Origin of the sequence: Klebsiella sp. C349492, from assembly GCF_042055345.1 — a bacterium.
Classification (GTDB): domain Bacteria; phylum Pseudomonadota; class Gammaproteobacteria; order Enterobacterales; family Enterobacteriaceae; genus Klebsiella; species Klebsiella scottii.
Genome location: NZ_JANQCE010000014.1, coordinates 14428 through 36871, shown reverse-complemented (window position 1 = coordinate 36871; position 22444 = coordinate 14428). Strand labels below are relative to the sequence as shown.

Below are 22444 nucleotides of genomic sequence, written 5' to 3'. Positions count from 1 at the left end.
TTTGCCTGGCGGCAACAGCGCGGTGGTCCCACCTGACCCCATGCCGAACTCAGAAGTGAAACGCCGTAGCGCCGATGGTAGTGTGGGGTCTCCCCATGTGAGAGTAGGGAACTGCCAGGCATCAAATAAAACGAAAGGCTCAGTCGAAAGACTGGGCCTTTTGTTTTATCTGTTGTTTGTCGGTAAGTGCACTCCTGAGGAGGCCCGGCATACAACGGCCAGGCATCAGACAGACGAAGAAACCTCATGCGCAGGCATGGGGTTTTTTGTTATCTGCGGTTCAGGAAAAACGGTGTACCGCAGCGCTACGCGCCGCGATCCGGGAATATCCGCTGACCAGCAATCAAACCAAACAAGCCTTCCCCTGACATATACGGTAAACTAGTGCAGATTTTGCATCAGGAAGCCACTATGAATCACTCCCTTAAACCCTGGAATACCTTTGGCATCGATCGTAGCGCCAAAGCAATTGTGCGCGCCGAAAATGAACTACAGCTACTGTCTGCCTGGCAAGATGCCACCGCAGAAGAACAGCCAGTCTTAATCCTCGGGGAAGGAAGCAACGTGCTCTTTCTAAAGGATTATTCTGGTACGGTCATTATCAACCGCATCCTGGGGATTGAGGTCACAGAAATGCCTGAGGCCTGGCATCTACACGTTGGGGCAGGGGAGAACTGGCATCATCTGGTGCAGTTTACGTTAGATAAGGAAATGCCGGGCCTGGAAAACCTCGCCTTGATCCCTGGCTGCGCTGGCTCTTCCCCCATCCAAAATATTGGTGCTTACGGCGTGGAGCTGCAGCGTGTCTGCCAGTATGTCGACTGTATTGAGCTGGCAACCGGGCATAAGCAACGACTTTCGGCCAACGAGTGCCGTTTTGGCTACCGGGATAGTATCTTCAAACATGAGTATCAGGATCGCTATGCCATTGTAGCCGTTGGCCTCAGATTGCCTAAAGTCTGGCAGCCGGTGCTGACTTATGGCGATTTAGTCCGTCTTGACCCAAACACGGTGACGCCTCGACAGGTATTTGATGCTGTTTGCCATATGCGGATGACCAAACTTCCCGATCCGAAGGTCAATGGTAACGCCGGCAGCTTTTTTAAAAACCCGGTAATTAGCGCGGAGAAAGGGCAGGAACTGCTGGGCGCTTTCCCAAATGCACCGCACTACCCACAGGCGGATGGCAGCATCAAGCTGGCCGCTGGATGGCTTATCGATCAATGCCAGCTCAAAGGGAAAACCATCGGTGGTGCGGCAGTACATCGCCAGCAGGCGCTGGTATTAATCAATGACCATCATGCAACCAGCGATGATGTGATCGATCTTGCTCACTACGTCCGCCAGCGGGTTGGCGAGATGTTCAACGTCTGGCTACAGCCCGAAGTCCGCTTTATTGGCGCAACCGGTGAAGTTAACGCTGAGGAGGCGATTGCATGAGGGACAACACCATTCCCCTGACCCTGATATCCATTCTGGCTGACGGAGAGTTTCATTCTGGGGAACAGCTCGGTGAGCGTCTTGGGATGAGCCGGGCAGCGATCAATAAGCATATTCAGACGCTGCGTGACTGGGGAGTTGATGTCTTTACCGTTCCAGGCAAAGGCTACAGCCTACCGGAACCGATCCAGTTATTAAATGAAGAGCAGATTGCCGGGCAGATCGAACATGGCCGCGTCACCGTGCTGCCGGTCATTGATTCTACAAACCAGTATTTATTGGACCGGCTTAACGAGCTACAGTCTGGCGATGCATGCGTTGCGGAGTATCAACAGGCTGGACGCGGCCGTCGAGGCCGTAAGTGGTTTTCGCCATTCGGCGCGAATCTCTATCTTTCCATGTACTGGCGACTGGAGCAGGGACCTGCCGCGGCGGTAGGACTGAGCCTGGTGATTGGGATTGTTATCGCTGAGGTACTTCAGAGCCTCGGCGCCGATAAGGTGCGAGTGAAGTGGCCAAACGATCTGTACCTTGAGGACCGGAAGCTGTCCGGCATCCTCGTGGAAATGACGGGAAAAACGGGCGATGCGGCGCAGATAGTGAGCGGTGCAGGGATCAATCTGGCGATGCGACGCGTGGAGTCTGATGTCGTCAATCAGGGCTGGATTAGCCTGCAGGAAGCCGGAGTCTCTATCGACCGCAATGCCCTGGCGGCGCGGCTGATTAAAGAGCTAAGGGCGGGTCTGCAGCTCTTTGAACAGGAAGGGTTGGCTCCTTATCTGTCGCGCTGGGAAAAATTAGATAATTTCCTCAACCGCCCGGTTAAGCTTATTATCGGAGACAAAGAAATCTTTGGGATTTCCCGTGGTATCGACACTCAAGGAGCATTATTACTTGAGCAAGATGGGGTGATTAAACCTTGGGTGGGCGGTGAGATATCGCTACGTAGCGCCGAATAAATAACAGGGAGCCGAGGCTCCCTGTTTTATTTCCGCAAGCGAACCTGGTCGACAGAATGGTTTGCGCTCTTGGTCATTATCAGACTTGCTCTTTCACGAGTTGGTAGAATGTTTTCTTTAAGATTCAGAAGGTTAATCTCATTCCACAATGAGGTGGCTATATTGGTAGCCTCATCTTTGGAGAGTCTTGCATAATTATGGAAATAAGAATCGGGATCGGTAAATGCGCCTTCACGGAATTTCAGAAAACGATTGATATACCAGCTCTGCAGCAGTTCTTCCGGCGCATCAACATATATAGAAAAATCAACGAAGTCGGAAACAAATACATGATGCGGGTCGTGCGGGTAATCCATCCCACTTTGTAAAACATTTAATCCTTCAAGAATTAAAATGTCCGGCTGGGAAACCGTCTTATCGCCATCCGGAATAACATCATAAATAAGATGTGAATAGACCGGGGCCTTAGCGTTGGCGATACCTGATTTCAGATCGGAGACGAACTTGACCAGACGGTGCATATCATAAGATTGCGGGAAGCCCTTCTTCTTCATCAGACCGCGCTCTTTCAACACGGCATTAGGATGCAGGAAACCATCGGTGGTGATTAATTCAACATGCCGATGCTCCGGCCAGCGGCTAAGGAGCGCCTGCAGCACGCGCGCGGTTGTGCTTTTACCTACCGCGACGCTTCCGGCGATGCTGATGATATACGGAATACGCTGACCGTTGGTACCAAGAAACTGTTCCAGCACGGCCTGGCGACGCAGGTTGGAACTGATATAGAAATTAAGCAAACGCGACAGCGGCAAATAAATCTCTGCGACTTCTTCCAGCGAAAGATCTTCGTTGATGCCTTTTAACCGCGTGATTTCTTCCTCTGTTAGCGTCATCGGAACGGAATCACGAAGTGCAGCCCATTGGTTGCGGTTAAATTGTAGATACGGTGTCATTAACGTTTGCTCTTTTTTGCTCATAAGCATTTTCTTACCATCGCCAAATTAAAGACGGGCGGAGATGCTTCACATAAGTTAATCAGGACAATGGGCAGGAGGGTAACACCAGATTGCAGGGAATAATAAGAAAAAAACGCATCGAATGATGCTTTCTCACGCCAACATCACAAGAGTGAAATTTGTGAATAAAGGTCGTCAAAGCTGATGTGGGCGCAAACGGCAGCGGACAGTAAACGTTGATAGTGCAGTCGACGGGGCGGTCAGGACAATCAGCTATCCACATTATATAGCAGAGACTTTGCCATATCGGGGCGAGCACCAGTTATGCCGCCGTACCAAAAGGCTATCCTTGCCCATACGCCGCGGGCTTTAAATGGAAATATTGCGAGCGGAATGGTGGTTTTTTGTTCTTCGGCGATTGAAATTACACCGCTTTTTCGTGTTTGAGAGCAAAATATGAGCGATAGAACGATTTATGCAATTTTTTAGTTGCATGAATTCGCAGGTCTCCCTAAAATGCGCGCTACTTGATGCCGACTTAGCTCAGTAGGTAGAGCAACTGACTTGTAATCAGTAGGTCACCAGTTCGATTCCGGTAGTCGGCACCATCAAGTGCCTGGTGGGGTTCCCGAGCGGCCAAAGGGAGCAGACTGTAAATCTGCCGTCATCGACTTCGAAGGTTCGAATCCTTCCCCCACCACCATCTTTCGGCAACGCTTTGCGAAGCCAGAGCTGATTGGTTAAGCTAATCAGCTCAAACAAAGAAAAGAGATAACTCTCTTTTTTTTGTTATAGAAAGAACTGGGTAGCCGAGTTTCAGGATGCGGGCATCGTATAATGGCTATTACCTCAGCCTTCCAAGCTGATGATGCGGGTTCGATTCCCGCTGCCCGCTCCAGACGTGCTGATATGGCTCAGTTGGTAGAGCGCACCCTTGGTAAGGGTGAGGTCCCCAGTTCGACTCTGGGTATCAGCACCACTTCTTTATCTCTCCTTCCCTGTTTCTCTCTATTTTATTGCATTCAACAAGTCGGGCATGTTGCCTGGTTGATGTGGTGATATCACCGATTTATCCGTGTCTTAGAGGGACAATCGATGTCTAAAGAAAAGTTTGAACGTACAAAACCGCACGTTAACGTCGGTACTATCGGCCACGTTGACCATGGTAAAACAACGCTGACTGCTGCAATCACTACCGTTCTGGCTAAAACCTACGGTGGTTCTGCGCGCGCATTCGACCAGATCGATAACGCACCGGAAGAAAAAGCTCGTGGTATCACCATCAACACTTCCCACGTTGAATATGACACCCCGACTCGCCACTACGCGCACGTAGACTGCCCGGGCCACGCCGACTATGTTAAAAACATGATCACCGGTGCTGCTCAGATGGATGGCGCGATCCTGGTTGTTGCTGCGACTGACGGCCCGATGCCGCAGACTCGTGAGCACATCCTGCTGGGTCGTCAGGTAGGCGTTCCGTACATCATCGTGTTCCTGAACAAATGCGACATGGTTGATGACGAAGAGCTGCTGGAACTGGTAGAGATGGAAGTTCGTGAACTGCTGTCTCAGTACGATTTCCCGGGCGACGACACTCCGATCATCCGTGGTTCTGCTCTGAAAGCGCTGGAAGGCGATGCAGAGTGGGAAGCTAAGATCGTTGAACTGGCGGGCTACCTGGATTCTTACATCCCGGAACCAGAACGTGCTATCGACAAGCCGTTCCTGCTGCCGATCGAAGACGTATTCTCCATCTCCGGCCGTGGTACCGTTGTTACCGGTCGTGTAGAGCGCGGTATCGTTAAAGTTGGCGAAGAAGTTGAAATCGTTGGTATCAAAGACACTGCTAAGTCTACCTGTACCGGCGTTGAAATGTTCCGCAAACTGCTGGACGAAGGCCGTGCTGGTGAGAACGTTGGCGTTCTGCTGCGTGGTATCAAACGTGAAGAAATCGAACGTGGTCAGGTACTGGCTAAGCCGGGTTCTATCAAGCCGCACACCAAATTCGAATCTGAAGTGTACATCCTGTCCAAAGATGAAGGCGGCCGTCATACTCCGTTCTTCAAAGGCTACCGTCCGCAGTTCTACTTCCGTACAACTGACGTGACTGGCACCATCGAACTGCCGGAAGGCGTAGAGATGGTAATGCCGGGCGACAACATCAAAATGGTTGTTACCCTGATCCACCCGATCGCGATGGACGACGGTCTGCGTTTCGCAATCCGTGAAGGCGGTCGTACCGTTGGCGCGGGCGTTGTTGCTAAAGTTCTCAGCTAATCGCTGATAACATTTGACGCAATGCGCAATAAAAGGGCATCATTTGATGCCCTTTTTGCACGCTTTCGAACCAGAACCTGGCTCATCAGTGATTTTTTTTGTCATAATCATTGCTGAGACAGGCTCTGTAGAGGGCGTTAAATCCGAAACGCAGCAGAGCATTTCGGTTTGGTTGCCTCGCTCTCGCGGGGCAAAATTATTTGTCTGAATTCTTGTGACAGGTTGGTTTATGAGTGCGAATACCGAAGCTCAAGGGAGCGGGCGCGGCCTGGAAGCGATGAAGTGGACGATCGTTGCCGTGCTGCTGATTGTGGCCATCGTAGGCAACTTCCTTTATCGTGACATTATGCTGGCGGTGCGTGCGCTGGCCGTGGTGATTCTGATCGCTGCTGCCGGTGGCGTCGCGCTGTTAACCACAAAAGGTAAGGCGACCGTAGCTTTCGCCCGTGAAGCGAGAACCGAAGTCCGCAAGGTAATCTGGCCAACTCGCCAGGAAACGTTGCACACCACGCTGATTGTTGCCGCGGTAACTGCGGTAATGTCACTGATCCTGTGGGGACTGGATGGTATTCTGGTTCGCCTGGTATCCTTTATCACTGGCCTGAGGTTCTGAGATGTCTGAAGCTCCTAAAAAACGTTGGTACGTCGTTCAGGCGTTTTCCGGTTTTGAAGGTCGCGTAGCTACCTCGTTGCGTGAACATATCAAATTGCACAATATGGAAGAGTTGTTTGGCGAAGTCATGGTACCGACCGAAGAAGTGGTCGAAATCCGTGGTGGCCAGCGCCGCAAGAGCGAGCGCAAATTCTTCCCGGGTTACGTTCTGGTCCAGATGGTGATGAACGACGCAAGCTGGCACCTGGTGCGCAGCGTACCGCGCGTAATGGGCTTTATCGGCGGTACATCCGACCGTCCTGCGCCGATCAGCGACAAAGAAGTTGACGCGATCATGAACCGTCTTCAGCAGGTTGGCGATAAGCCGCGTCCTAAAACGCTGTTCGAGCCGGGCGAAATGGTTCGCGTCAGCGATGGTCCGTTTGCTGACTTCAACGGCGTTGTTGAAGAAGTTGACTACGAGAAGTCCCGCCTGAAGGTTTCTGTTTCGATCTTTGGCCGTGCGACCCCGGTCGAGCTGGACTTTGCTCAGGTAGAAAAAGCCTAAGCGACGATCAAAAAAGCAGCGATTTAATCGTTGCATGAGGCGCGAAATTGACATACAATTTCGCGCCTTTTGTTTTTATGGGCCGCGTGTCCGTAAGACGATATTGATAACGGGGAGCCTTTTCTAAAGGCGTTATACCCAAACGAGGAAATTTAAATGGCTAAGAAAGTACAAGCCTACGTCAAGCTGCAGGTTGCAGCTGGTATGGCAAACCCGAGCCCGCCGGTTGGTCCAGCACTGGGTCAGCAGGGTGTGAACATCATGGAATTCTGTAAAGCGTTCAACGCCAAAACAGAATCCCTGGAAAAAGGTCTGCCGACTCCGGTTGTTATTACCGTTTACGCTGACCGTTCCTTTACCTTTGTTACCAAGACCCCGCCGGCTGCCGTTCTGCTGAAGAAAGCTGCAGGCATCAAGTCTGGTTCCGGTAAGCCGAACAAAGATAAAGTAGGTAAAATTTCCCGCGCTCAGCTGCAGGAAATCGCGCAGACCAAAGCTGCCGACATGACTGGTTCTGACATTGAAGCGATGACTCGCTCCATTGAAGGTACTGCACGTTCCATGGGCCTGGTAGTAGAGGATTAAGAAATGGCTAAACTGACCAAGCGTATGCGCGTGATCCGTGACAAAGTTGATGTGACTAAACAGTACGACATCAACGAAGCTATTGCTCTGCTGAAAGAGCTGGCCACCGCTAAATTTACCGAAAGCGTAGACGTTGCTGTTAACCTCGGCATCGACGCTCGTAAATCTGACCAGAACGTCCGTGGCGCAACCGTACTGCCGCACGGTACTGGCCGTTCCGTTCGCGTAGCCGTATTTGCCCAGGGCCCGAACGCTGAAGCTGCTAAAGCTGCAGGCGCCGAGCTGGTAGGTATGGAAGATCTGGCAGACCAGATCAAAAAAGGCGAAATGAACTTCGACGTTGTTATTGCTTCCCCGGATGCAATGCGCGTTGTTGGTCAGCTGGGCCAGGTTCTGGGTCCGCGTGGCCTGATGCCAAACCCGAAAGTGGGTACCGTTACTCCGAACGTTGCTGAAGCTGTTAAGAACGCTAAAGCAGGTCAGGTTCGCTATCGTAACGACAAAAACGGCATTATCCACACCACCATCGGTAAAGTGGACTTTGACGCTGACAAACTGAAAGAAAACCTGGAAGCCCTGCTGGTTGCGCTGAAAAAAGCAAAACCGACTCAGGCGAAAGGCGTTTTCATCAAGAAAGTTAGCCTCTCCACCACCATGGGTGCTGGCGTTGCCGTTGATCAAGCTGGTCTGAGCGCTTCTGCGAACTAAGATTAGCTTTACGTGGGCGGTGGATTTGTCTACAATTCTACCCCCACGATTCTGTTGAAATAAACAGAGACTATGCGAGTTATTCGAATTGCAGCAAGGCGGCAATTGAGTGAATCGCCGGGAGCGTAGTTGACTACATGACCGGTGTGAGCGAAAGCAGCTAACGCAGCTGTGGTTTGAAGAACGAAGACATAGAAAGAATTTGTTCGTTGGAGCCTGGCCTATCCAGGCCTCCGTCGAAGACCGCAGGTGTTTCGCAAGAAACTTAATGCCCTGCGTAGACGGTGACAGAACGCTAAGATTATTTTTGGATACTCTGGCTTGTTTCTGCTCACCGTATTAAGACGCTCTATTCGTTGAGTAGAGTGAAGTGAGTTCCCAGAGCATGAGCTCTGGCAAACATCCAGGAGCAAAGCTAATGGCTTTAAATCTTCAAGACAAACAAGCGATTGTTGCTGAAGTCAGCGAAGTAGCCAAAGGCGCGCTGTCTGCAGTAGTTGCGGATTCCCGTGGCGTTACTGTAGATAAAATGACTGAACTGCGTAAAGCAGGTCGTGAAGCTGGCGTTTACATGCGTGTTGTCCGCAACACCCTGCTGCGCCGCGTCGTTGAAGGTACTCAGTTCGAGTGCCTGAAAGACACGTTTGTTGGTCCGACCCTGATTGCATACTCTATGGAACACCCGGGCGCTGCCGCTCGTCTGTTCAAAGAGTTCGCGAAAGCGAATGCAAAATTCGAGGTTAAAGCCGCAGCCTTTGAAGGCGAGCTGATCCCGGCGTCGCAAATCGACCGCCTGGCAACTCTGCCGACCTACGACGAAGCAATTGCACGCCTGATGGCAACCATGAAAGAAGCTTCGGCTGGCAAACTGGTTCGCACTCTGGCTGCTGTACGCGATGCGAAAGAAGCTGCTTAATCGCAGTTGTCTTTATAAAGCACTCGCTTACGTATAAACTTATTCTGATATTCAGGAACAATTTAAATGTCTATCACTAAAGATCAAATCATTGAAGCAGTATCCGCTATGTCCGTAATGGACGTTGTTGAGCTGATCTCTGCAATGGAAGAAAAATTCGGTGTTTCCGCTGCTGCTGCTGTAGCTGTAGCTGCTGGCCCGGCTGAAGCTGCTGAAGAAAAAACTGAATTCGACGTAATTCTGAAAGCTGCTGGCGCTAACAAAGTTGCTGTAATCAAAGCAGTACGTAGCGCAACTGGCCTGGGTCTGAAAGAAGCTAAAGACCTGGTAGAATCTGCACCTGCTGCCCTGAAAGAAGGCATCAGCAAAGATGACGCAGAAGCACTGAAAAAATCTCTGGAAGAAGCTGGCGCTGAAGTTGAAGTCAAATAAGCCAACCTTTCCGGTTGCAGCCTGAGTAATCAGGCTGATGGCTGGTGACTATTTAGTCACCAGCCTTTTTGCGCTGTAAGGCGCCAGTAGCATTTCACACTGTTTGACTGCTGGTTGTCCTGACAATGCATGTTTCTATCGACGACTTAATATACTGCGACAGGGTGCTCGCTCTGTGTAAATCGCGACGAAATGGTTTAAGCGTGATAGCAACAGGTATTGCGGAAAGTGTTCCATTTTCCGGTCCACAAAATAGTGTTGCATAAAAAACTGCCTTTTTGAGGCAGACGGGTCGACTTGTCAGCGAGCTGAGGAACCCTATGGTTTACTCCTATACCGAGAAAAAACGTATTCGTAAGGATTTTGGTAAACGTCCACAAGTTCTGGACATACCTTATCTCCTTTCTATCCAGCTTGATTCGTTCCAGAAGTTTATCGAGCAAGATCCTGAAGGGCAATATGGTCTGGAAGCAGCCTTCCGTTCCGTGTTCCCGATTAAAAGCTACAGCGGTAATTCCGAGCTGCAATACGTCAGCTACCGTCTGGGCGAACCTGTATTTGATGTTAAAGAATGTCAGATCCGTGGCGTGACCTATTCGGCACCGCTGCGCGTAAAACTGCGTCTGGTGATCTACGAGCGTGAAGCGCCGGAAGGCACCGTTAAAGACATCAAAGAACAGGAAGTCTACATGGGCGAAATTCCGCTCATGACCGACAACGGTACCTTTGTTATCAACGGTACCGAGCGTGTTATCGTTTCTCAGCTGCACCGTAGCCCGGGCGTCTTCTTTGACAGTGACAAAGGTAAGACTCACTCTTCCGGTAAGGTCCTGTATAACGCACGTATCATCCCTTACCGCGGTTCCTGGCTGGACTTCGAGTTCGATCCGAAAGACAACCTGTTTGTCCGTATCGACCGTCGTCGTAAGCTGCCGGCAACTATCATCCTGCGCGCGCTGAATTATACCACTGAGCAGATCCTTGACCTGTTCTTCGAAAAAGTGGTCTTTGAAATTCGCGACAACAAGCTGCAGATGGAGCTGATTCCGGAGCGTCTGCGTGGTGAAACTGCGTCCTTCGACATCGAAGCTAACGGTAAGATCTACGTCGAGAAAGCCCGTCGTATTACCGCTCGCCATATCCGCCAGCTGGAAAAAGACGATATTAAGCTTATCGAAGTTCCGGTTGAGTACATCGCGGGTAAAGTTGCTGCTAAAGACTATGTCGATACGGCGACCGGCGAACTGATCTGCCCGGCGAACATGGAGCTGAGCCTTGATCTGCTGGCGAAACTGAGCCAGTCCGGTCATAAGCGCATCGAAACTCTGTTCACCAACGATCTCGATCACGGCGCGTACATGTCTGAAACCGTACGCGTCGACCCGACCAACGATCGTCTGAGCGCGCTGGTAGAAATCTACCGTATGATGCGCCCGGGTGAGCCGCCGACTCGTGAAGCAGCTGAAAACCTGTTTGAGAACCTGTTCTTCTCCGAAGACCGCTACGATCTGTCCGCGGTTGGTCGTATGAAGTTCAACCGTTCTCTGCTGCGTGACGAAATCGAAGGTTCCGGTATCCTGAGCAAAGACGACATCATTCAGGTGATGAAGAAGCTCATCGGTATCCGTAACGGTATTGGCGAAGTCGATGATATCGACCACCTCGGCAACCGTCGTATCCGTTCCGTTGGCGAAATGGCGGAAAACCAGTTCCGCGTTGGCCTGGTTCGCGTAGAGCGTGCGGTTAAAGAGCGTCTGTCCCTGGGCGATCTGGATACCCTGATGCCTCAGGATATGATCAACGCCAAGCCGATTTCCGCAGCAGTGAAAGAGTTCTTTGGTTCCAGCCAGCTGTCTCAGTTTATGGACCAGAACAACCCGCTGTCCGAGATTACGCACAAACGTCGTATCTCTGCCCTCGGCCCAGGCGGTCTGACCCGCGAGCGCGCAGGCTTTGAAGTTCGAGACGTACACCCGACTCACTACGGTCGCGTATGTCCAATCGAAACGCCTGAAGGCCCGAACATCGGTCTGATCAACTCCCTGTCCGTGTATGCACAGACTAACGAATACGGCTTCCTTGAGACTCCGTACCGTAAAGTGACTGACGGCGTTGTAACCGACGAAATTCATTACCTCTCTGCTATCGAAGAAGGTAACTACGTCATCGCTCAGGCGAACTCCAACCTGGATGACGAAGGCCACTTTGAAGAAGACCTGGTAACGTGCCGTAGTAAAGGCGAATCCAGCTTGTTCAGCCGCGACCAGGTTGACTACATGGACGTATCCACCCAGCAGGTGGTTTCCGTCGGTGCGTCCCTGATCCCGTTCCTGGAACACGATGACGCCAACCGTGCATTGATGGGTGCGAACATGCAACGTCAGGCGGTTCCGACTCTGCGCGCTGATAAGCCGCTGGTTGGTACCGGTATGGAACGTGCTGTTGCCGTTGACTCCGGTGTTACTGCGGTTGCTAAACGTGGCGGTACCGTTCAGTACGTGGATGCATCCCGCATCGTTATCAAAGTTAACGATGATGAGATGTACCCGGGCGAAGCCGGCATCGACATCTATAACCTGACCAAGTACACCCGTTCTAACCAGAACACCTGCATCAACCAGATGCCTTGCGTGTCCCTGGGTGAGCCAATTGAGCGCGGCGACGTGCTGGCAGACGGTCCGTCCACCGACCTTGGTGAACTGGCTCTCGGTCAGAACATGCGCGTAGCGTTCATGCCGTGGAACGGCTACAACTTCGAAGACTCCATCCTCGTCTCCGAGCGTGTGGTTCAGGAAGATCGTTTCACCACGATTCACATCCAGGAACTGGCGTGCGTGTCCCGTGACACCAAGCTGGGGCCGGAAGAGATCACCGCTGATATCCCGAACGTGGGTGAAGCTGCGCTCTCTAAACTGGACGAATCCGGTATCGTTTACATCGGTGCGGAAGTGACCGGCGGCGACATTCTGGTTGGTAAGGTCACACCGAAAGGTGAAACCCAGCTGACGCCAGAAGAGAAACTGCTGCGCGCGATCTTCGGTGAGAAAGCGTCTGACGTTAAAGACTCTTCTCTGCGCGTACCGAACGGCGTATCTGGTACCGTTATCGACGTTCAGGTCTTTACCCGCGACGGCGTTGAGAAAGACAAACGTGCGCTGGAAATCGAAGAAATGCAGCTGAAGCAGGCGAAAAAAGACCTGTCTGAAGAACTGCAGATCTTCGAAGCTGGCCTGTTTGGTCGTATCTACGCGGTGCTGGTCTCCGGTGGTGTTGAAGCTGAGAAGCTCGACAAGCTGCCGCGCGACCGCTGGCTGGAACTGGGCCTGGCCGACGAAGAGAAACAAAATCAGCTGGAGCAGCTGGCTGAGCAGTACGACGAACTGAAACACGAGTTCGAGAAAAAACTCGAAGCGAAACGCCGTAAAATTACCCAAGGCGACGATCTGGCACCGGGCGTGCTGAAGATTGTTAAAGTGTATCTGGCCGTTAAACGTCAGATTCAGCCGGGTGATAAAATGGCAGGTCGTCACGGTAACAAGGGTGTTATCTCTAAGATCAACCCGATCGAAGATATGCCTTACGATGAAAACGGCACGCCGGTAGACATCGTACTGAACCCGCTGGGCGTACCGTCTCGTATGAACATCGGTCAGATTCTGGAAACCCACCTGGGTATGGCTGCGAAAGGCATCGGCGAGAAAATCAACGCCATGCTGAAACAGCAGCAGGAAGTCGCCAAACTGCGCGAATTCATCCAGAAAGCGTACGATCTGGGTACAGACGTTCGCCAGAAGGTTGATTTGAATACCTTCACCGATGATGAAGTTCTGCGTCTTGCTGAAAACCTGAAAAAAGGTATGCCGATCGCAACGCCGGTATTCGACGGTGCGAAAGAGTCTGAAATCAAGGAACTGTTACAGCTGGGTGGCCTGCCGACTTCCGGTCAGATTACCCTGTTCGACGGTCGTACCGGCGAGCAGTTCGAGCGCCAGGTTACCGTCGGCTATATGTACATGCTGAAGCTGAACCACCTGGTTGATGACAAGATGCATGCGCGTTCTACCGGTTCTTACAGCCTGGTTACTCAGCAGCCGCTGGGTGGTAAGGCTCAGTTCGGTGGTCAGCGCTTCGGTGAGATGGAAGTATGGGCGCTGGAAGCTTACGGTGCGGCATACACCCTGCAGGAAATGCTTACCGTCAAGTCTGATGACGTCAACGGTCGTACCAAGATGTATAAAAACATCGTGGACGGCAACCATCAGATGGAACCGGGCATGCCGGAATCCTTCAACGTACTGTTGAAAGAGATTCGCTCGCTGGGCATCAACATCGAACTGGAAGACGAGTAACTCTCGCTCAAACAGGTCACTGGTGCCGGGGTCATACCCGGCGCCAGATTGTGCTAACTCCGACGGGAGCAAATCCGTGAAAGATTTATTAAAGTTTCTGAAAGCGCAGACTAAAACCGAAGAGTTTGATGCGATCAAAATTGCTCTGGCCTCGCCAGACATGATCCGTTCATGGTCTTTCGGTGAAGTTAAAAAGCCGGAAACCATCAACTACCGTACGTTCAAACCAGAACGTGACGGCCTTTTCTGTGCGCGTATTTTCGGGCCAGTAAAAGACTACGAGTGCCTGTGCGGTAAGTACAAGCGCCTGAAACACCGTGGTGTTATCTGTGAGAAGTGCGGCGTTGAAGTGACCCAGACTAAAGTGCGTCGTGAGCGCATGGGCCACATCGAGCTGGCGTCTCCGACCGCCCACATTTGGTTCCTGAAGTCGCTGCCGTCCCGTATCGGCCTGCTGCTGGATATGCCGCTGCGTGATATCGAACGCGTTCTGTACTTCGAATCCTATGTGGTTATCGAAGGCGGGATGACGAACCTCGAACGTAACCAGATCCTGACTGAAGAGCAGTATCTGGACGCGCTGGAAGAGTTCGGCGACGAGTTCGACGCGAAGATGGGCGCCGAAGCTATTCAGGCCCTGCTGAAGAGCATGGATCTGGAGCAGGAATGCGAACAGCTGCGTGAAGAGCTGAACGAAACCAACTCCGAAACCAAGCGTAAAAAGCTGACCAAGCGTATCAAGCTGCTGGAAGCTTTCGTTCAGTCTGGCAACAAGCCGGAGTGGATGATCCTGACCGTTCTGCCGGTTCTGCCGCCAGATCTGCGTCCGCTGGTTCCGCTGGATGGTGGTCGTTTCGCGACTTCTGACCTGAACGATCTGTATCGTCGCGTCATTAACCGTAACAACCGTCTGAAACGTCTGCTGGATCTGGCTGCGCCGGATATCATCGTACGCAACGAAAAACGTATGCTGCAGGAAGCGGTTGACGCCCTGCTGGATAACGGTCGTCGCGGTCGTGCTATCACCGGTTCGAACAAACGTCCTCTGAAATCTTTGGCCGATATGATCAAAGGTAAACAGGGTCGTTTCCGTCAGAACCTGCTGGGTAAACGCGTTGACTACTCCGGTCGTTCTGTTATCACCGTAGGCCCATACCTGCGTCTGCATCAGTGCGGTCTGCCGAAGAAAATGGCGCTGGAGCTGTTCAAACCGTTCATCTACGGCAAGCTGGAACTGCGTGGTCTTGCTACCACCATTAAAGCTGCGAAGAAAATGGTTGAGCGCGAAGAAGCCGTCGTTTGGGATATCCTGGACGAAGTTATCCGCGAACACCCGGTACTGCTGAACCGTGCGCCAACCCTGCACCGTTTGGGTATCCAGGCATTTGAGCCGGTACTGATCGAAGGTAAAGCTATCCAGCTGCACCCGCTGGTCTGTGCGGCATATAACGCCGACTTCGATGGTGACCAGATGGCTGTTCACGTACCGCTGACGCTGGAAGCCCAGCTGGAAGCGCGTGCGCTGATGATGTCTACCAACAACATCCTGTCCCCGGCGAACGGCGAGCCTATCATCGTTCCGTCTCAGGACGTTGTACTGGGTCTGTACTACATGACCCGTGACTGTGTTAACGCCAAAGGCGAAGGCATGGTGCTGACTGGCCCGAAAGAAGCTGAGCGTATTTATCGCGCTGGCCTGGCCTCTCTGCATGCGCGCGTTAAAGTGCGTATCACCGAATACGAAAAAGATGAAAACGACCAGTTCGTAGCGAAAACCAGCCTGAAGGACACGACCGTTGGCCGTGCGATTCTGTGGATGATCGTGCCTAAAGGTCTGCCGTTCACTATCGTGAACCAGGCGCTGGGTAAGAAAGCGATCTCCAAGATGCTGAACACCTGCTACCGTATTCTGGGCCTGAAACCGACCGTTATTTTTGCGGACCAGACGATGTATACCGGCTTTGCTTACGCAGCGCGTTCAGGTGCATCCGTTGGTATTGATGACATGGTCATCCCGGAGAAAAAACACGAGATCATCAGCGAAGCGGAAGCTGAAGTTGCTGAAATCCAGGAACAGTTCCAGTCCGGTCTGGTTACCGCTGGCGAACGCTACAACAAAGTTATCGATATCTGGGCTGCGGCGAACGATCGTGTATCCAAAGCGATGATGGATAACCTGCAAACCGAAACCGTTATTAACCGTGACGGCGTCGAAGAGCAGCAGGTTTCCTTCAACAGCATCTACATGATGGCCGACTCCGGTGCGCGTGGTTCTGCGGCACAGATTCGTCAGCTGGCTGGTATGCGTGGTCTGATGGCGAAGCCGGATGGCTCCATCATCGAAACGCCGATCACCGCGAACTTCCGTGAAGGTCTGAACGTACTCCAGTACTTCATCTCCACGCACGGTGCGCGTAAAGGTCTGGCGGATACCGCACTGAAAACAGCGAACTCCGGTTACCTGACTCGTCGTCTGGTTGACGTTGCCCAGGACCTGGTGGTTACTGAAGACGACTGTGGCACCCTGGAAGGCATCACCATGACCCCGGTTATCGAGGGTGGTGATGTTAAAGAGCCGCTGCGCGATCGCGTACTGGGTCGTGTGACCGCTGAAGACGTTCTGAAGCCGGGTACTGCGGATATTCTGGTTCCACGCAACACGCTGCTGCACGAGCACTGGTGTGATCTGCTGGAAGAGAACTCCGTTGACTCCGTCAAAGTTCGTTCCGTCGTATCCTGTGACACCGACTTTGGTGTATGTGCGCACTGCTATGGTCGTGACCTGGCGCGTGGCCACATCATCAACAAAGGTGAGGCTATCGGCGTTATCGCGGCACAGTCCATCGGTGAGCCGGGTACACAGCTGACGATGCGTACGTTCCACATCGGTGGCGCGGCATCTCGTGCGGCTGCTGAATCCAGCATCCAGGTGAAAAACAAAGGTAGCATCCGTCTTAGCAACGCTAAATCGGTTGTGAACTCTGCCGGTAAGCTGGTAGTAACCTCGCGTAACACCGAACTGAAGCTGATCGACGAATTCGGTCGTACCAAAGAGAGCTATAAAGTTCCTTACGGTGCGGTGATGGGCAAAGGTGATGGTGAGCAGGTTGCCGGCGGGGAAACCGTTGCAAACTGGGATCCGCACACCATGCCGGTTATCACTGAAGTAAGTGGTTTCATCCGCTTCACTGACATGATTGACGGCCAGACCATTACTCGTCAGACCGACGAGCTGACCGGTCTGTCTTCGCTGGTGGTTCTGGATTCTGCAGAGCGTACAGCGGGTGGTAAAGACCTGCGTCCGGCGCTGAAAATCGTTGATGCTAACGGTAACGACGTACTGATCCCTGGCACCGATATGCCTGCGCAGTACTTCCTGCCGGGTAAAGCGATTGTCCAGCTGGAAGATGGGGTACAGATCAGCGGTGGTGACACCCTGGCGCGTATTCCTCAGGAATCTGGCGGTACCAAGGATATCACCGGTGGTCTGCCGCGCGTTGCCGACCTGTTCGAAGCGCGTCGTCCGAAAGAGCCGGCAATCCTGGCAGAAATCAGCGGTATCATCTCCTTCGGTAAAGAAACCAAAGGCAAACGTCGTCTGGTCATCACTCCGTTAGACGGTAGCGATCCATACGAAGAGATGATTCCGAAATGGCGTCAGCTGAACGTGTTTGAAGGCGAACGTGTAGAACGTGGTGATGTGGTTTCCGACGGTCCGGAAGCGCCGCACGACATTCTGCGTCTTCGTGGCGTACACGCGGTAACGCGTTATATCACCAACGAAGTACAGGACGTTTACCGTCTGCAAGGCGTTAAGATTAACGATAAGCACATTGAAGTTATCGTTCGTCAGATGCTGCGTAAAGCGACCATCGACAGTGCCGGTAGTTCCGACTTCCTGGAAGGCGAGCAGGTTGAATACTCCCGCGTCAAGATTGCTAACCGCGATCTGGAAGCGAATGGCAAAGTTGCGGCAACTTACTCCCGCGACCTGCTGGGTATCACCAAAGCGTCTCTGGCAACCGAATCGTTCATCTCTGCGGCATCGTTCCAGGAGACTACCCGTGTCCTGACCGAAGCAGCCGTTGCGGGCAAACGTGACGAACTGCGTGGCCTGAAAGAGAACGTCATCGTGGGTCGTCTGATCCCGGCTGGTACCGGCTATGCGTACCACCAGGATCGTATGCGTCGCAAGGCAGCTGGCGAACAGCCTGCTGCACCGCAGGTCACCGTTGAAGAAGCTTCTGCCAACCTGGCAGAGCTGCTGAACGCGGGTCTGGGCGGTTCAGACAACGATTAATCGTTGACGCTGTGCTAAAAAAGCCAGTCAGGTCTCCTGACTGGCTTTTTTTATTCTTACGCTGCCGCATCAGCGCGTTATTTTATTTAATCTATATTTGATTACATTCCATTAATAGATAAGTATCAATTGAGCCTTATTTTATTAATATAAATCCCGCCGGCCGATCCTGTTTTTTATTCCATATTAAATATATGGGTAAAAATTCTACGCGTATCAAAAAATTAAAAATCAAAAAAGGTATAGTCAAAAAATACGGATAATCAGGTGATTGCACCTTTCCTTATTTTCAGCTCTCACACGCTGAGGTATCGCTTCATCTATTTAAAACGCCATCGAGGAGGCCGCTAAATAAGAGTGAGACGACCGCGATAGATGATTTCGACCTAATAGAGTAGTTCTGGGGGATGCATGGAATTTGCTATACAACTCATCATTATCTTAATGTGTTTGTTTTATGGGGCCCGAAAAGGCGGGATTGCGCTGGGCCTTTTAGGCGGCATCGGGCTGGTTATTTTAGTTTTTATCTTCCACCTTCAGCCGGGAAAACCGCCGGTTGATGTCATGCTGGTGATTATTGCGGTAGTGGCCGCATCGGCGACGCTACAGGCTTCCGGAGGTTTAGACGTGATGCTGCAGATTGCTGAAAAGCTTCTGCGGCGTAATCCAAAGTACGTGTCAATCGTCGCGCCATTTGTGACCTGTACGCTGACTATCCTTTGCGGCACCGGCCACGTGGTCTATACGATCCTGCCGATTATCTATGACGTCGCGATTAAGAATAATATTCGTCCCGAGCGTCCTATGGCGGCAAGCTCCATTGGCGCACAGATGGGTATTATCGCCAGCCCGGTTTCCGTCGCTGTCGTGTCGCTGGTGGCGATGCTCGGTAACTTTACGTTTAACGGCAAGCATCTGGAGTTTCTCGATCTGCTGGCGATCACCATCCCGTCAACCCTGCTGGGAATTCTGGCGATCGGTATTTTTAGCTGGTTTCGCGGCAAAGATTTGGATAAAGACGAAGAGTTCCAGGCGTTTATCGCCACACCTGAAAACCGCCACTATGTATACGGCGATACCGCGACGCTGCTGGACCGCAAGCTGCCGACCAGTAACTGGGTGGCGATGTGGATCTTCCTTGCGTCTATTGCCGTGGTAGCCCTGCTGGGCGCGTTCTCCGAGCTGCGGCCCGCTTTCGACGGCAAGCCGCTGTCGATGGTGCTGGTTATCCAGATGTTTATGCTGCTTTCCGGCGCGCTCATCATCATCATCACCAAAACCAATCCGGCCTCTATTTCTAAAAATGAGGTATTCCGTTCGGGAATGATCGCCATTGTGGCGGTATACGGCATTGCGTGGATGGCGGAGACCATGTTTGGTGCGCACATGTCTGAAATCAAGGGCGTGCTGGGCGAGATGGTAAAAGAGTATCCGTGGGCCTACGCCATTGTCCTGCTGATTGTCTCCAAATTCGTCAACTCCCAGGCGGCGGCGCTGGCGGCGATTGTCCCCGTTGCGTTGGCGATTGGCGTCGACCCGGCCTATATCGTAGCGTCCGCGCCGGCGTGCTACGGTTATTATATTCTGCCAACCTATCCCAGCGACCTGGCCGCTATTCAGTTCGACCGCTCGGGCACGACCCGAATCGGCCGCTTTGTCATTAACCACAGCTTTATTCTGCCGGGGTTGATTGGCGTCAGCGTCTCGTGCGTATTTGGCTGGATATTTGCCGCGCTATACGGATTTCTGTAATAAAAAAGCAGGTGCCGAACGGGCACCTGCTGCATAAAGCGGTTTAATTTACTGCGGAATACGGCGATACAGTTCGATCATATCGGTCGCCAGATCCTGGATTACCATGGCGTTCATCAGATGGTCCTGAGAGTGAACGGTAATCAGGTTGACCGGAAGCTTGCCGGACCCTTCATCCAGACCGATAAGCTGGGTCTGGATTTTATGCGCGTGCTTCACAAACTCATGAGATTCTGCCATCGCCTGTTCAGCGGCGGCAAAATCGCCTTTGCGCGCCAGCTGCAGTGCGGTTAATGCAGAACTACGCGCTGAACCGGCGTTAACCAGCAGCTCCATGATGATCGTTTCTAAATCTTCCATCTCTTACTCCATCAACTTCAGGGCTTTATCCAGAACGGCATCGCCTTTCATCATGCCGTAATCCATCATATCGATAACGGCAACTTTTTTACCGAACGGATCGGCCAGCGCCTGTAGTTTCGCCTGCTCATACTTCACCTGAGGGCCCAGCAGGATAATATCGGCAGCGGCCAGATTGTCTTTAAATTCAGCAACCGGCACGGCTTTAATCGAGACTTCCACCCCTTTCTGCTGCGCGGCAGCTTGCATACGTTGAACCAGCATGCTGGTGGACATACCTGCGGCACAGCATAAAACGATATTCTTCATAGTTCGTCGCCTTTATGTTCCTTGATATACCATCTTTAGCGCGGGCAGGGTGACGGAACAACCGCTTTGCAGCGATTGTGTGTAAGGCATCACAAAATAATGAAACCGGTTTCGGTTTGCGGGCTAAAAAGACAAAAAAGCCCACCGAAGCGGGCTTTTTGGGGATACGCTTTAGGTTCTGACGATCTGATTCTTGCCCTGCTGTTTCGCTTTATAGAGCGCTTCGTCGACGCTGACCACCAGTTTATCCAGCGGCTCCATGTTCCATTCGCCGAGGCCCGCGCTGAAGGTTACGCTCAGCCCCTCTTCACGCCAGGTGCGCTGGGTAATCTTAATCCGCCAGCTTTCGAGCAGCGTATGGGCATGGGTGAGATGCTCTGCGGTAAATACCACGGCGAACTCCTCTCCGCCGTATCGGTAGAGTGAAATCTGCAGCGGCTGCAGGATTTGCAGCCCTTCACGGGCGACGCTGCGCAGAACGATATCGCCGTTGAGGTGACCCCAGGTGTCGTTAATCGATTTAAAGTTATCGATGTCGACCAGCGCCAGGGCAAACGGCTGGTGATCGTTCATCAGCGCGGCGATATCGCTATCGAAGGCGCGGCGGTTTTTACAGCCGGTCAGGGCGTCGATGGTGGCCTGGCGCACGTAGGTTAGCTCGCGCTGCTTATTGCTTTCGATAGCCTTGCTCAACATCGCTTCCAGCCGCGGGGCGCGCTGAACGTCGCCGGTCTTAATGGCGTTAATGATATTCATCAGCACCGTACGCGAAGCGTGGCGCAGGTAGAGGCCAAACAGGATAATGACAATGGCGGCCAGGACAAATCCCCAGATGAGAATATCGGTTTCGTAGCGCGTCAAATCAACCAGCGTGGCGTTAGAGACGCGGTAAATCACAAACCAGTCGGGATTAGTAAAAGAGTAGTAGTAGTACCAGCTATCGCTGGCGTTATCGTACAGCTGTCCTTCCGCGCTGGTCATGTTATCCATCAGGCTGCTGCTGACGTAGGGTTTAAACAGGGCGCCAGGGTCGGGGTGGAGCACCACTTTCCCGTCACGCTGCACGACAAAAAACTCACCCTGCACCGGCGCCACCATTTGCCGCAGCGCGTGCCCCATCGATGTCAGGTCCATATGGAAGGCGAGGCTGCCTTTGAGCCGTCCCTCCGGGGAGATCACCGGGCGATAAAGGGTTACGCTTGGCCGATGGGTAAAATAATCCAGATATGGGCGGGTGTAGAGGCTGAACATACTGGCTTCCGCCTGTTTGATAAACCACGGCCGTGATTCAGGATCAAACGATCGGCTATCTTCCGTCTCCAGGACTTCAGGGGCGCGCAAATAGTGCGCCTGGGTGTCCGCCAGCGAGATAGAAGAGACGGTTTGCATCAGATCCTGAAGCTGCATCAACGTGCGTAAGCCTTTTTGCGGATCGAGATTAACGGCATTATTCAGCTCGTCATTGCGGGAAAAAAAGGTGGTTGCGCGGGTGAGAATATGATCATTTACGCGCAGCAGTGATTCGGTGTAGTTAATGGCCAGATTATGGGTGAAGTTGCGATTAACGTGGTGATAGTCCTCAAGGAAATTCTTTTTCTGAGTGGCGGTAACGAACGCTGCGATCAGTAAAAAACTGAGTAAAATCCCCGCAAACCCCACCAGAATCGGCGTAGTAAAAGAGAGCTTTCTGTTGTGACGAGCCATGAGTCGTAAATCGTTCCAGAAGGTATAAACCGTGGGTTAATACGCAGGTTTAGCCAGCATGCCTGCCGATCGAATCAGGTAACTATTCGTCAATTATAACCGCGCCCTCCTTGGGCAAGGGATTTAAATTCGCCTGCGCTGAGGTTTGCGCCCGTTGTCCGTAAAGGAGGCAGGGCGAAAATGAGGAAGAGAAATCATCGCCCTGGTCAGCGTCCGCTGCTGACCAGGGCAGAA

Annotated in this window: 16 protein-coding genes, 4 tRNA genes and 1 rRNA gene; 17 read left to right on the top strand and 4 right to left on the bottom strand. The window is 52.3% G+C overall.

Annotation, left to right across the window (positions count from 1 at the left end; genetic code table 11):
• Nucleotides 1-4 precede the first annotated feature (4 nt).
• The 3 genes from rrf to birA all read left to right on the top strand — a co-directional run bounded on the left by rrf (nt 5) and on the right by birA (nt 2399).
• Nucleotides 5-120: ribosomal RNA gene (gene rrf, locus NWP14_RS27525) — 5S ribosomal RNA — on the top strand.
• Between the two features lie 291 nt (nt 121-411).
• Nucleotides 412-1440, top strand: coding sequence for a UDP-N-acetylmuramate dehydrogenase (gene murB, locus NWP14_RS27520; protein WP_375216277.1), 1029 nt, complete (start codon nt 412-414; stop codon nt 1438-1440).
• Complete coding sequence (gene birA / locus NWP14_RS27515) at nt 1437-2399, top strand: bifunctional biotin--[acetyl-CoA-carboxylase] ligase/biotin operon repressor BirA (protein WP_375216276.1); 963 nt, start codon at nt 1437-1439, stop codon at nt 2397-2399. The genes murB and birA overlap by 4 nt, the downstream gene beginning before the upstream one ends.
• A 26-nt stretch (nt 2400-2425) precedes the next feature.
• Here the strand turns inward: birA and coaA are convergent, their stop codons facing one another.
• Nucleotides 2426-3376 (bottom strand): type I pantothenate kinase, encoded by a 951-nt coding sequence (gene coaA / locus NWP14_RS27510; RefSeq protein WP_095105796.1) that lies wholly within the window; start codon nt 3374-3376, stop codon nt 2426-2428.
• Between the two features lie 511 nt (nt 3377-3887).
• Here coaA and NWP14_RS27505 point away from each other — a divergent pair.
• The 14 genes from NWP14_RS27505 (at nt 3888) to NWP14_RS27440 (ending at nt 19837) form a co-directional block, all read left to right on the top strand.
• Nucleotides 3888-3963, top strand: a tRNA-Thr gene (locus tag NWP14_RS27505).
• Between the two features lie 10 nt (nt 3964-3973).
• Nucleotides 3974-4058, top strand: a tRNA-Tyr gene (locus NWP14_RS27500).
• Between the two features lie 120 nt (nt 4059-4178).
• Nucleotides 4179-4253: transfer RNA gene (locus NWP14_RS27495), tRNA-Gly, on the top strand.
• Nucleotides 4254-4258: 5 nt separating this feature from the next.
• A tRNA-Thr gene (locus NWP14_RS27490) sits at nt 4259-4334 on the top strand.
• Nucleotides 4335-4450: 116 nt separating this feature from the next.
• Entirely contained in the window at nt 4451-5635 is a 1185-nt protein-coding gene (gene tuf / locus NWP14_RS27485) for an elongation factor Tu (protein WP_041142972.1), read from the top strand.
• Between the two features lie 229 nt (nt 5636-5864).
• On the top strand, nt 5865-6248 hold the full coding sequence (gene secE / locus NWP14_RS27480) for a preprotein translocase subunit SecE (protein WP_041143536.1): 384 nt from the start codon (nt 5865-5867) through the stop codon (nt 6246-6248).
• A 1-nt stretch (nt 6249) separates the two neighbouring features.
• On the top strand, nt 6250-6795 hold the full coding sequence (nusG, locus tag NWP14_RS27475; protein WP_002438628.1) for a transcription termination/antitermination protein NusG: 546 nt from the start codon (nt 6250-6252) through the stop codon (nt 6793-6795).
• Between the two features lie 156 nt (nt 6796-6951).
• A complete protein-coding gene (gene rplK / locus NWP14_RS27470) occupies nt 6952-7380 on the top strand; it encodes a 50S ribosomal protein L11 (RefSeq protein WP_041143538.1) in 429 nt (142 codons plus the stop codon).
• A gap of 3 nt (nt 7381-7383) precedes the next feature.
• Nucleotides 7384-8088, top strand: a complete 705-nt coding sequence (rplA, locus tag NWP14_RS27465) for a 50S ribosomal protein L1 (RefSeq protein WP_045858000.1) — start codon at nt 7384-7386, stop codon at nt 8086-8088.
• A gap of 418 nt (nt 8089-8506) precedes the next feature.
• Nucleotides 8507-9004: a 50S ribosomal protein L10 gene (rplJ, locus tag NWP14_RS27460; RefSeq protein ID WP_045858002.1), complete on the top strand. Its 498-nt coding sequence runs from the start codon at nt 8507-8509 to the stop codon at nt 9002-9004.
• A 66-nt stretch (nt 9005-9070) separates the two neighbouring features.
• Nucleotides 9071-9436 carry a 50S ribosomal protein L7/L12 gene (gene rplL, locus NWP14_RS27455; RefSeq protein ID WP_004118416.1) on the top strand — a complete coding sequence of 122 codons (366 nt, stop codon included), beginning with the start codon at nt 9071-9073 and terminating at the stop codon, nt 9434-9436.
• Nucleotides 9437-9756: 320 nt separating this feature from the next.
• The gene (gene rpoB / locus NWP14_RS27450; protein WP_041143541.1) at nt 9757-13785 is read left to right on the top strand and encodes a DNA-directed RNA polymerase subunit beta; all 4029 of its coding nucleotides are present in this window, start codon (nt 9757-9759) and stop codon (nt 13783-13785) included.
• 76 nt (nt 13786-13861) lie between these two features.
• Nucleotides 13862-18085: a DNA-directed RNA polymerase subunit beta' gene (gene rpoC / locus NWP14_RS27445; protein ID WP_095105642.1), complete on the top strand. Its 4224-nt coding sequence runs from the start codon at nt 13862-13864 to the stop codon at nt 18083-18085.
• A gap of 411 nt (nt 18086-18496) precedes the next feature.
• Nucleotides 18497-19837 (top strand): anaerobic C4-dicarboxylate transporter, encoded by a 1341-nt coding sequence (locus NWP14_RS27440; protein WP_095105640.1) that lies wholly within the window; start codon nt 18497-18499, stop codon nt 19835-19837.
• Nucleotides 19838-19885: 48 nt separating this feature from the next.
• Here NWP14_RS27440 and NWP14_RS27435 read toward each other — a convergent pair whose 3' ends face one another.
• The 3 genes from NWP14_RS27435 to NWP14_RS27425 all read right to left on the bottom strand — a co-directional run bounded on the left by NWP14_RS27435 (nt 19886) and on the right by NWP14_RS27425 (nt 22210).
• Complete coding sequence (locus NWP14_RS27435; protein WP_041143544.1) at nt 19886-20197, bottom strand: PTS lactose/cellobiose transporter subunit IIA; 312 nt, start codon at nt 20195-20197, stop codon at nt 19886-19888.
• Nucleotides 20198-20200: 3 nt separating this feature from the next.
• Nucleotides 20201-20506, bottom strand: coding sequence for a PTS sugar transporter subunit IIB (locus tag NWP14_RS27430; RefSeq protein WP_041143545.1), 306 nt, complete (start codon nt 20504-20506; stop codon nt 20201-20203).
• 171 nt (nt 20507-20677) lie between these two features.
• Nucleotides 20678-22210, bottom strand: a complete 1533-nt coding sequence (locus NWP14_RS27425) for a sensor domain-containing diguanylate cyclase (protein ID WP_095105638.1) — start codon at nt 22208-22210, stop codon at nt 20678-20680.
• Between the last annotated feature and the right edge of the window lie 234 nt (nt 22211-22444).